This is a genomic window from Nostoc sp., from assembly GCF_036917415.1.
Lineage (GTDB): Bacteria > Cyanobacteriota > Cyanobacteriia > Cyanobacteriales > Nostocaceae > Nostoc.
Map to the genome: position 1 here is coordinate 1 of NZ_JBALDJ010000013.1, position 11,474 is coordinate 11,474.

10 protein-coding genes are annotated in these 11,474 nt (G+C 41.1%); 6 read left to right on the forward strand and 4 right to left on the reverse strand.

All coding sequences use genetic code 11. The features are described from left to right. Positions 1-1,139, reverse strand: a 1,139-nt coding sequence (locus V7K41_RS01755) for a FecR family protein (protein ID WP_334845443.1), incomplete at its 3' end; no start/stop codon positions are given. A gap of 675 nt (positions 1,140-1,814) precedes the next feature. Here V7K41_RS01755 and V7K41_RS01760 point away from each other — a divergent pair. Beyond that, the gene (locus V7K41_RS01760; protein ID WP_334845451.1) at positions 1,815-3,116 is read left to right on the forward strand and encodes a hypothetical protein; all 1,302 of its coding nucleotides are present in this window, start codon (positions 1,815-1,817) and stop codon (positions 3,114-3,116) included. A 204-nt stretch (positions 3,117-3,320) separates the two neighbouring features. On the opposite strand, the gene V7K41_RS01765 is transcribed toward V7K41_RS01760, so the two are convergent. Further along, complete coding sequence (locus V7K41_RS01765; protein WP_334845444.1) at positions 3,321-4,142, reverse strand: sulfurtransferase; 822 nt, start codon at positions 4,140-4,142, stop codon at positions 3,321-3,323. Between the two features lie 116 nt (positions 4,143-4,258). On the opposite strand from V7K41_RS01765, the gene V7K41_RS01770 reads away from it, so the two are divergent. The 5 genes from V7K41_RS01770 to V7K41_RS01790 all read left to right on the forward strand — a co-directional run bounded on the left by V7K41_RS01770 (position 4,259) and on the right by V7K41_RS01790 (position 9,328). Beyond that, positions 4,259-5,182 (forward strand): tRNA (5-methylaminomethyl-2-thiouridine)(34)-methyltransferase MnmD, encoded by a 924-nt coding sequence (locus V7K41_RS01770; protein WP_334845445.1) that lies wholly within the window; start codon positions 4,259-4,261, stop codon positions 5,180-5,182. A 503-nt stretch (positions 5,183-5,685) separates the two neighbouring features. Further along, positions 5,686-6,930, forward strand: a complete 1,245-nt coding sequence (locus tag V7K41_RS01775) for a response regulator (protein ID WP_334845446.1) — start codon at positions 5,686-5,688, stop codon at positions 6,928-6,930. Between the two features lie 382 nt (positions 6,931-7,312). Beyond that, the gene (gene glmU, locus V7K41_RS01780) at positions 7,313-8,665 is read left to right on the forward strand and encodes a bifunctional UDP-N-acetylglucosamine diphosphorylase/glucosamine-1-phosphate N-acetyltransferase GlmU (RefSeq protein WP_334845447.1); all 1,353 of its coding nucleotides are present in this window, start codon (positions 7,313-7,315) and stop codon (positions 8,663-8,665) included. 47 nt (positions 8,666-8,712) lie between these two features. Continuing rightward, positions 8,713-8,928 carry a type II toxin-antitoxin system HicB family antitoxin gene (locus tag V7K41_RS01785; protein ID WP_334845448.1) on the forward strand — a complete coding sequence of 72 codons (216 nt, stop codon included), beginning with the start codon at positions 8,713-8,715 and terminating at the stop codon, positions 8,926-8,928. Beyond that, positions 8,906-9,328, forward strand: coding sequence for a DUF29 family protein (locus V7K41_RS01790; protein WP_334845449.1), 423 nt, complete (start codon positions 8,906-8,908; stop codon positions 9,326-9,328). Before V7K41_RS01785 ends, V7K41_RS01790 begins: the two co-directional genes overlap by 23 nt. Here the strand turns inward: V7K41_RS01790 and V7K41_RS01795 are convergent. Both V7K41_RS01795 and V7K41_RS01800 read right to left on the reverse strand, forming a co-directional pair. Further along, positions 9,319-10,272 (reverse strand): isoaspartyl peptidase/L-asparaginase, encoded by a 954-nt coding sequence (locus V7K41_RS01795; protein WP_334845450.1) that lies wholly within the window; start codon positions 10,270-10,272, stop codon positions 9,319-9,321. The two genes, V7K41_RS01790 and V7K41_RS01795, sit on opposite strands and share 10 nt — an antisense overlap. After that, positions 10,272-10,466 (reverse strand): DUF2256 domain-containing protein, encoded by a 195-nt coding sequence (locus V7K41_RS01800; RefSeq protein WP_094350216.1) that lies wholly within the window; start codon positions 10,464-10,466, stop codon positions 10,272-10,274. Before V7K41_RS01800 ends, V7K41_RS01795 begins: the two co-directional genes overlap by 1 nt. Between the last annotated feature and the right edge of the window lie 1,008 nt (positions 10,467-11,474).

The following is an 11,474-nucleotide window of genomic DNA, read 5'->3' on the forward strand; positions in this document are numbered from 1 at the left end:
ACGGGTGTTACGGGCGTTGGATCTGTTGGCGTTATGGGTGTTGGTTCTGTTGAGGTTACAGGTGTTGGAGTTACGGGTGTTACGGGTGTTACGGGCGTTGGATCTGTTGGCGTTATGGGTGTTGGTTCTGTTGAGGTTACAGGTGTTGGAGTTACGGGTGTTACGGGTGTTACGGGTGTTACGGGCGTTGGATCTGTTGGCGTTATGGGTGTTGGTTCTGTTGAGGTTACAGGTGTTGGTGTTACAGGTGTTACGGGCGTTGGATCTGTTGGCGTTATGGGTGTTGGTTCTGTTGAGGTTACAGGTGTTAGTTCTGTTGAGGTTACAGGTGTTGGTTCTGTTGGGGTTACAGGTGTTGGTTCTGTTGGGGTTACAGGTGTTGGTTCTGTTGGGCTATTAGGACGAGTTAGCTGCATTTCCTCGCCTTTTATTGGTGGCTGTGCTTCCAAAGCCGCAGCAGTTTCGGCTTGAACACTGGTGATTGCAGGATCGGCTGTAGGCACAGGACTCTGCCTGTTCAAATCAAGTTCCCGAACCATCTGGCTCGTTTCATAAAAATTTCTTAGATCAAAATCATATAACCTCTGAAATTCGCCTTTAACTATAATCACCATTTGCCCTGCTTTCAACACCTGAGTTTCAGAAGCTTTCTTGTTAGAAACTGAAATGCCGCTATTTGTCAGCGCACCCACAATCGTGGTGTCTGTTTGTTGGTCGTAGCGTACAAATAATGCTGAACCACGAATTGCTGCTGCTGCATTTGGTGTTTGTATACGTGTTTGCCCCTTTCCTGGTGGGATGAGCAACAACACAGTCCCGTTTGTCAGTTTAAAATCACGAGTCTTCGGCAAAAATTGAAATAATGCCTGTTCTCCAACTCGTGCCAAAGAGCCATCATTAAAACGCAAATCTGCTAGGGAAGCTCGACCAGTTGACAACCCGTCCCCAGGGGTCATTGCATCTAATTTGCGTGCAGGACGTTTCTTCAATTTATCTTTGGGTATCAGTTGTACAATGTTGCGGAGGTTCTGAATCTCTGCTCGCGTTAGAGGAGTTGTAGCGCTTACCCGATTTGGCAGAGGCAGTACTATAACTCCCCATAAACCAATCACCAATAATGGAAATGATTTATAAAACATGGTTTGATAAATTTTGACTTTCAACTAGTATCATAAAAATTAAAGTTTAAGCTAATGCTAATTGTTGTAAGAGTTTTTTTAAGTAAATTAGTTTGAATTTTAATTTAGATTTAATGCATAAAAGAGATAATAAGTAAAATAAATGTCTCATATTTTATTTTTGAAAAAACTCAGTACACATCTATTATCTTTTTTCGTATCCACCTGTTCCTTATCTATGCAAGCAAGTTCATGAATCAAATTGGATTACTATATGTATTTTAGTTGATTTAAGTTTTCCTTCCGAAACTGAAATTGTATGCAATAAAGTTTGTAGCAGATTTAAAAGTTAGTATTTGATATAAATAATTAAATGATAAATACATTACATATAATCCTTTATAATCAGTTCAGCCAGAGGGTCATTAATTATAGGGGACAATAACTTGCTAAGAATTTGTTGTGAAATTACCCACTGGCTGTATTTCACTAAATTTAAGCAGCAATTGTTATCGGAGCATCTCAGTTTGACAAAAAAATCTGGGAAAAATCCGAAAAGCAGCAATTTTAGTTTGTAGTTTCAGTATATACCTACAAAGCTAAAATAGATGCAATCAACTGTATCTTTGTAGTCGGAACTTCCGATACAGCTTGTGGGTCTACATTTGCCAAACGCAATCAATGCGATCTAACCAGATGCGACTCAAGAACTGGAAAAATTTGTTTTTTTGTATTTTGTTAACGTCCAGTGGTGGAGGTTGGTGTTGCATTAGAGTAGATGCGGCAGAATCTGCAATTACAGATGTTTGGCATCCTAATCATTTAGCAACTATACAGCTAACTCATGAGCAGTTATGTCATAAGTTGGAGCAAAAGGCAATTAACTCTTTGTGCAAGCTGTCAAGTGAGTCACATACTTTAGATTCTCCAATGCCGTTAAATCTGGCACAGCAAACACCAGAAACGACTCAAACCCCAGATCAAACCGAAGAACCTATAGATACTCAAAAGCAAAATGACCCGCCACAGCTAGAATCGCAGCCAAGTAATTTGCCCATATCTCCTTCAGACTCAAAAGAGCAACTATTAAATTTACCTGAGATAGAGTATTCCCAAAGGCGAGAGAGGTTGATAGAACTGCTACGATCGCCAAAACAACCGCTTGAATCTAATAGCGATCGCGAATTGGGGTTACGGGTGCGGTTACGACCTCTAGAACAACAGCTACCACCACCGACAGAACAACCCGTACCTAAATTTAAACCTATCGGCTATCTACAAGGACGTGTCGGTTATTTCCAAACGAGTAACATTTTTTCCTCAAATTATAGTCCCATAGAAGATGGTTTAATTATTTCTGGACTGACACTAGCCTCTACATATTTTCCTTTGGGATCTAAGACTTTTGTAAATGGCTCAATTGATGGCAATCTGATTCGTTATATAAATCAGTCAGAATATCATTACAACCAGGTGAGACTCAATCTCAGTATTTACCACCAGCTATCCCAACGAATGTTTGGAGAAATCAGTTGGAGCAATCAACAGTTATTTTATGCCAACAGCAGCGATCGCTTCGATAGCTTCAAAGCAGGCGATCGCTTTTTAAATGAAAATTCCCTACAACTGTCTTTGGGACGCCGAGATCCCTTAACTTCAAGATTAACCCTAGATAGCTTCTACGAATTGAGTGTAAATTTTGCCGACCCCCAAAGTCGTAATCGGATAATCAATTCCTTTTGGGTGTCTCTGAACTACTACTTGCAAAAGCCTCTCCAGGTTGGTATTGACTACCAAATGAGTTTATCAGACTTTACACAGCGCGATCGAGAAGACGAATTTTATCGGCTATTCGGACACTTAAATTACCAAATATCCGACACCATTAATATGAATGTGCAGGGTGGAGTAAGTTTAGGTAGTTCAACCGCCGAAAACATTGATTTTGATGGCTGGTTTTTCAGTATTAATTACAGTTTGCAATTAGGTAGGTTTTGAAATTTGTCATTTGTCATTTGTCATTTGTCATTTGTCATTTGTCATTTGTCATTTGTCATTTGTCATTTGTCATTTGTCATTTGTTATTTGTCATTTGTCATTTGTCATTTTCAAAAAATAATGTCAAATCCTTATCCTGTCTAGGTTAGAACCTAATTTCTACAGATATCTAATCACTAATGACTAATGACCAATGACCAATGACTATAAATAAGAAATCCAATCACTCCAGCTACCAGCATAAAGTTTACCCTTGCTAATACTAGCTAATTCTAAGGAAAGTAAATTCACACAAGCAGTAACGCCAGAACCGCAATATACCAATATTTCTTCGGCTGTTTCTAGCTTTTCCCACCGACGGCGTTGTTCTTCTTGAGGAAGTAGGTAGCCGGAAGAGTCTGTAACTTCTTGCCAGGGATAGTTGACTGCACCGGGAATGTGTCCGGCAATTCGATCGATTGGCTCTCGTTCGCCTCGGTAGCGATCGCTCTCTCTTGAATCTACTAATGCTACCTCGTAGTTATCTTTCCGGCTTTTTACCGCTGTAATATCTACTACCTTTTCTGTTTGTACTTGAGCGACAAACGTACCCATTCGGGGAGGAGGAATAACATCTGTAACAGAATACCCAGCTTTTTGCCATCCAGCAAACCCGCCATCCAGTACTGCTACTTGCTCATGTCCTAGATAGCGCAACAGCCACCATAGACGAGCTGCAAAGGCAAAACGCGAATCATCATAAGCGACAACTAAACTTTTTTGGTAATTTACCCCAATCATCGCCAATTTGTTAGCTATATCATTAGGGTTAGGTAAAGGATGTCTCCCGCCATGCTTACCCACTGGACTGGAAAGATCCTGATTTAAATCTAAGTAATATGACCCCTGTATATGACTTTTTTGATACTGTTCTTGTCCTAATTGTGGATCGGCTAAAGAAAAGCGACAATCCACAATAACGACTTGCGGATCTTCTAGATGTTCAAACAGCCAAGCTGGCGAAACAATAAATTGAGGATTGGGCATAGGGCATGGGGCATTGGGTAAAACAGTTCCTCTTTGCCTAATACTAAATAAATAAGTTGTATTTGTTACTCAGTATTAATAAAAGGTATCGGTCATTATTTAGTTTTTTTGTTAAGATGTCAAACTTAGAAAATTTTACACCTAAGTTAACAGCAGATGGTTCTTTCACCTTTGTCTCTCAAGAGTTTGGTGAATCGTTTCACAGCCATTATGGAGCGCAGCAGGAGAGTTTTTGCAAGTTTGTGGAACCTACTCAACTGGCTACAGCAGGGCAAAAACCGATCTTGCGACTATTAGATATTTGTTATGGTCTAGGATATAACACGGCTGCTGCTTTGCAAACAATTTGGACAGTGAATCCTAGTTGTTGTGTTGAAGTAATCGGTTTAGAACTAAATCCAGCAGTGCCACAAGCGGCGATCGCTCATCATTTGTTCGACAATTGGAACTGTAACTATATTGAAATTTTAAAAAAGCTAGCTTTTGAGCATCAAGTACAAACACCTTGCCTGAAAGCGAAGCTATTAATTGGCGATGCTAGAACTACGATAACGCTAGTACGTCAGTTGGGTTTCTGGGCAGATGCAATTTTCCTCGATCCCTTTTCACCACCACAGTGTCCTCAATTATGGACTGTTGAATTTATTAAACAGCTGTCATTGTGCTTACATCCAGATGGTTTATTAACCACCTATTCTTGTGCTGCTGCTGTACGCACAGCACTTTTGTCTGCTGGCTTGGTGATATCTTCTACCCCACCCGTAGGAAGGCAATCGCCTGGTACCGTGGCAACACATTCTAAAAATGCTGAGTCTAAACACCACTCCCCACTCACTACCCTCTCAGAAGTTGAAAAAGAACACTTGCTAACTCGTGCTGCTATTCCCTATCGCGATCCTCAATTGAGCGATTCAACCGAAGTCATAGTCAGGCGGCGACAACAAGAGCAACAAACCTCTTGCCTGGAACCTGCCTCCCATTGGCGAAAAAGGTGGCTATTGGGAACACAAGGTAGGGATCTTATGGAAACTAGTTTGTAGTTTGATTGCAAAATCATACAATATGCTACACCTATGGACTGCAAGCCTAATTCAACGAGTTTTTACAAGCCAAATAGCTTATCTATATGTTAGTATTCAATATTACATACTATTTAACAGTACTGTAGTATTGCTATAACTGAGTAAAAACATTTATATCTAATGATTACTATAAATAAAGACTTGAAACTCAAAATCCGATATCTCGATATAAAGGAGTCAATTATAACGCTTTCTGACGCCACAAGCCGAAAAAATCTCCGTAAAAAACCTGATTTAACATTTGTGAGAATTTATCATACTGGAATTAGAAGCAAAAAATTTGACAACAAGATCCACCTTGTTCGTAACATAAAAAATATATGCTGCGAAAAATTCCGAGCGGCAGCTTGGCATCATGCATAATCCATATCGAAACTCTGACTCAGATACAGTCGAATCTTAAATTTGTTTTTAAAATCTGACACTGTTAACTAACTTGTGCAAAAACTTGGAGTGCCTTTGTGATTCAATGGAAATCCAACCATACAGGCTTTACAGAAAAAATTGTTAATGGGTCAAACCCCATTAGCACAGTGAAGAGTATCGGTTCAAATCATGCCGTGGAATTGCAAAATGTGGAGGGTTATTCTTTAGGCTTATCTCAAGAAGACCTTATGCTTGAAGATAGGCAAGCAATGTCTTCTTGGATAAAATCTGATGTTAATTGTGGTGATGATTCATTGGTCTCTAAAACACTACAAGCCAAAGGTTCTAAAGTGAATGGGTTTGATTTAGATCCGCCGAAGGTTTTAGTAGTTGACGATCATGCCGCCAGTCGGATGACTGCTGTTGCCCTCTTGGGGATGGAAGGATACGAAGTAATTGAGGCGGACAGTGGTTCTATTGTTGTTGGATTGGTAACTCAAAAACAACCAGATTTGATTTTGCTGGATGTAATGATGCCAGGAATGGATGGATTTGAAGTGTGCCAATTGCTTAAACAGGATGAGCAGACTAGGTTAATCCCAGTAATTTTTATTACAGCGTTAAATGATAGGCGATCGCGCATTCGGGGAATTGAAGTTGGGGCAGATGATTTTCTCACCAAACCCTTCGATCGGGTGGAACTAGCGGCGCGTGTAAAGTCCTTGGTGCGGCAGAAGCGTCTGAACGAAGATTTAGACCATGCCGAACAAGTACTGTTTTCTATTGCCATGTCCATTGAAAGCCGCGATCCCAATACAGGCAACCATTGCGAACGTCTAGTAAAACTGGGACAAGTTTTTGGTGAATACCTCAACCTCTCACGCTATCAAATTCGAGATTTGATGTGGGGTGGTTATCTCCACGATATCGGTAAGGTGGGTATTCCCGATGCTGTGCTGCTAAAAAAAGGCAAACTCACCCCCGAAGATTGGCAAATTATGCAGCAGCACGTTTTGATTGGAGAAAAAATCTGCCAACCACTACGGAGTATGCGCGGTGTAATTCCGATTATTCGTCATCACCACGAACGTTGGGATGGCTCAGGCTACCCCGATCGACTCAAGGGGGATGATATTCCTTACCTAGCGCAAGTATTTCAGTTAATTGATATTTACGATGCCCTAACCAGCGAACGACCTTACAAAAGAGCTTTTACCTCAGCAGAAGCCCTTTTAGTGATGCAAGAAGAAGCTGATTCCGGTTGGCGTAATCCCAAACTAATGCAGCAGTTTACAGAGTTTATTTGCTCTTGTCAGCAAAAAGGGAAGAGTGGGCAGTAGGGAGTAATGATTTGTAGCTGCTGTAATGAACGCTAATTGGTATTATGAGAATCTCTGGTTTTGAGGAGTGAAATTATACCAACTCCTAAATTCTGACCGAAAACGCAGAGGATACAAGCCCCTGAATTTATTTATGGAGAAGCAAAAAAATGTATTTCGAGACGCAAAGCGCGAGAAATACCAAGTCCTTATTACAAGCCCCTAAATTTATTTATGGGGATCATTAATTTTGAATTTTGAATTTTGAATTTTGAATTCGGAGCGAAGCGACGTGACTCCTTTGATATTTTCAGTCTTCTATAATTAGCTGGTATGATTTGAGCCGAGATTTTAAAGTACCAACAGCATTAATCACAATTTCACTGATAGCTGATAGCTAATTATGGTAGTTGTAGCAATTCTAGCGGCAGGCCGCGGCACACGGATGAAATCACGCTTACCCAAGGTTTTACATTCTTTGGGTGGGCGATCGCTAGTAGAGAGAGTTCTCGAAAGTGTAGAACCACTTTCGCCCTCACGGCGAATCGTAATTGTGGGATATCAATTTGAGGAAGTGCAAGCCGCCATGCATTCAATTCCCAGTTTGGAGTTTGTCGAACAGACTGTGCAATTGGGGACGGGTCATGCTATCCAGCAATTACTTCCTCACTTGGAAAATTACACTGGAGATTTACTGGTACTTAACGGCGATTTACCGTTAATACGCAGCGAAACTCTTAAGCAGATGTTACAAACTCACACCCGAAATCAAAACTCTGCCACTATTCTCACCTCGCACCTACCTGACCCCACAGGCTACGGGCGGGTTTTTTGTAACGATGAAAATATTGTGCAGCAAATGGTCGAACACAAGGATTGTACGGCTGCTCAAAGACAAAATCAGCGGATTAACGCTGGAGTTTATTGCTTTCGCTGGCCAGATTTGGCAAAGGTGCTTCCCCACCTCCAGGCAAATAATGCCCAAAAAGAATACTATCTTACCGATGCCGTGACTCAGGTGGGCCAAGTAATGGCAGTGGATGTGGAAGATTACCAAGAAATTCTTGGCATCAACGATCGCTTGCAACTAGCAACAGCATCCGAAATTTTGCAAAAACGAGTCAAGGAAAAATGGATGCTGGCGGGTGTCACCCTCATCGACCCCACAAGCATCACCATTGATGAAACAGTGGAATTACAGCCGGATGTAATTATTGAACCGCAAACTCATCTGCGGGGAAATACGGTAATTCAAACCGGAAGTCACATCGGGCCTGGGAGTTTAATTGAAAATAGTCAGTTAAGTGAAAATGTCACAGTGCAATATTCAGTAGTCATAAATAGCACCGTGGAGGCCGGAAGCCGAATTGGCCCTTATACTCATTTGCGCGGTCAGGTACAGGTGGGTGCTGGTTGCCGTGTGGGGAATTTTGTGGAATTGAAAAATACGCAATTAGGCGATCGCACCAATGCAGCACATTTGTCATATATAGGCGATACTGTTGTCGGCAATCAGGTGAATATTGGTGCTGGTACAATTACTGCCAACTATGACGGCGTGAAGAAACATCGCACAAAAATAGGCGATCGGACAAAAACTGGGGCCAATAGCGTTTTAGTGGCTCCACTCACTTTGGGAGATGATGTCTATATCGCAGCTGGTTCTACTGTGACAGAAGATGTACCTGATGATTCTCTGGTAATTGCCCGTAGTCGTCAGGTGGTGAAACCTACTTGGCGCAAGAAGAGCCAATAAAGCGATAATTAAATCATCAGATTAGCTGATTAAACTAAAGGTAAAAGATGAGGAAAACAAAACAACTTACCGCGATTATTGAGCATCAGGAAAAGAGCTATGTATCACTTTGTGCAGAATTAGATATTGCTAGCCAAGGTGACACTATTGAAGAAGCAGGCAATAAGTTGCTTGAGGCATTGGAATTATTTTTTGAGACAGCTGACTCCTCTGAAGTCCAAGATCGACTAATTACAGAAGATGGAAGAACTGCTAGAACTTAGGCAACTTCTAAAACAAGGCAAAATTCATGAGGCGCTGCTGTTGGTGGATGAGTTAGAAGAAATGAGCCTCGGTGACAAAATCAATAAAATTGATAGTTATAGTGTAATTCTGCTCATCCATTTAATTAAACAAAAAGCCGAAAAACGTTCTACTCGCTCTTGGGATGTTTCGATAGAAAATACAGTACGTGAAATCAACAAAATAAATAAGCGCCGCAAATCCGGTGGTTTTTACTTGAATCAGGCAGAATTAATGGATATTCTGGAACAAGGATATCAAGTGGCACTGAAACGAGCGGCGCTAGAAGCTTTTGAGGGGCGTTATGAAGCCCAAGAATTAGCCGCAATGGTTGACCAGCAAGAAACTTTAGCCGAAGCGCTGAAACTGATTCAACAATAGCCGATCAGTTCGTTGCCAGTCCATTCCAAGGTGTCGCCAATTTTTTCGCCATTGTGGTAGGCAGCGAGTAAGATTTCGCTAGTTTTTCCCCAAGCGATCGCTCCACTAGCATCTAAGGCGATCGCTCCCAAATCGCGTTTGTTCTCATGGGCTTCCGCAAAGGATCGCTGCATGGCCTCCTTCAGTGACATCCCATCAGTGACACGCACTACAATCCGTGCAGCTAAACACTCATCGATGATATCTTCGCCAATGCCAGTACAGCTAACACCAGCATTACTAGTAGCATAATTACCTGCTGGCATCGCCGAATCACTTACCCTGCCAATCCGCTCAAATCCTTTACCACCAGTAGAAGTGCCAGCAGCTAGCTTACCAGATGCATCTAAAGCTACTACACCGATAGTACCGCGTCCGGCATTGCTAGTTTCTAGCAGTTCGGGTTCTGCTACCACGCCAGCCATTGTGCTTTTAAAATTATCCTGGCGCTCTTGTATCCACTCTTGTAACCGCAAATCAGTTAAAGCGTTATAGCTGGGAATTTGCATTTCCCGCGCCAACTCAGCCGATCCGAAATCTGATAGCACTCGGTCTGGCGAGCTTTGTAAAAATTGCGCTAAATCAATCGGATTTTTCACCCGCGAGATATTAATCACACCACTAAACCGCCCTGATGCACCATCCATCAGGGAAGCACTCATACGAATTTGTCCATCAGATTGCAATACTGAACCAGTACCAGCATTAAAGCGGGGGTTGTCTTCGAGCATTTGGCAACCCTGCACCACCGCCTCTGAGGCAGTTGCTCCTGACAATAGCAGAGAATAAACTTCTTCTATTACTGTATGCAGCGATCGGCGCACCGCCTCTAATCCGCCTTTACCGTGGAGAGAACTACCAGCCCCTCCATGAATAATTAATTTAGGTTGCACCTGTAACTCCATTAATCTCTTGCGCTATTTGCGTCTGTATTGCGGTTGGTTTCATTTTGAGCTTCAGAACGGCGACGACGACAACGTTCTGAGCAATATTTCACATCGTCCCAGCAATCTTGCCACTTTTTACGCCATGTGAAAGGACGTTGACATACCGGACAGATTTTTGTAGGTAGGTCAGATTTAGAACGAACACGTCCCATATAAATACTGTGTAAATGAGAATTTCATTTCCGAAGGAGATGGAAAATAATTATAACCAGTTTGCTATGAAGACAGGATACATTCAACGAACAAATATATTGTCAATCTATCTTTAGACCTATTTACAACATCTCTCTTAAAAGAAAAGAGGCTTTGAATCTTACTATCTTTCTTTTTTAGGGACTTGCAAAAAATAAATTATCCCAAATTATTTCTAGATTTGTAGGGGCGCAAGGCATTGCATTGGCGTCAACTTAAGGTTAAAGCTTTTAGCAGATTATCTCGCTCCCTGTCGGAGACTAGGAATGCCTAATGGGAGGCACGAGATTTTAAACGAGTTTTAGCTTAAGTTGACTGATATCAATGAAGTCCATGAAACACCCCTGACGGGTTAGGACAAGGCTGTTTCATTGCCTAAAAGGTGCTGATTTACAGGCGTTTCAAGCAAAAAAATCAGGTAAATAAAAAATCTGATTGCACAAGAAGATGGTGATGCCTCCAGGAAGGTTTCGCCAACGCACTGAAATTGACTCTTTGAGATAGTAATTTTCCAATTACTAACTTCCCCAAATTTATTGCCTATGTTGTTGACAATATCCTTAATAGATTGAGTAAAACAGCCTTGGGGGTTAGGGAGATTAAAAGTGCCTAAACTCATATCGAAACACTTTTCAAACGATGTTTAAATACTAAATGTTGTAAGTAACTTGATAATACATAGCAAAGTACTTTTTTAAACAATTTATAAATGCTAAATACTGTAAATAACTTGATAGTATAATGTTTTTTATTTTTTAAAAGAAAATTTACGTAAAACTACTATTCATCTAATTCTAATAGTGCTATTGTTTGTATGTCACTAAAAAACAAGTTGTAGTGGCACGACAACAAACAAGTTGACCTTACTAATTTTTAGGAAAGTAAAATCATGATTATCAACGATCTCTCTCATGTAGAAACCGTTCTTGAAAATGAGAATGTTCAAGGTGGAATAGCTTTTGCAGATG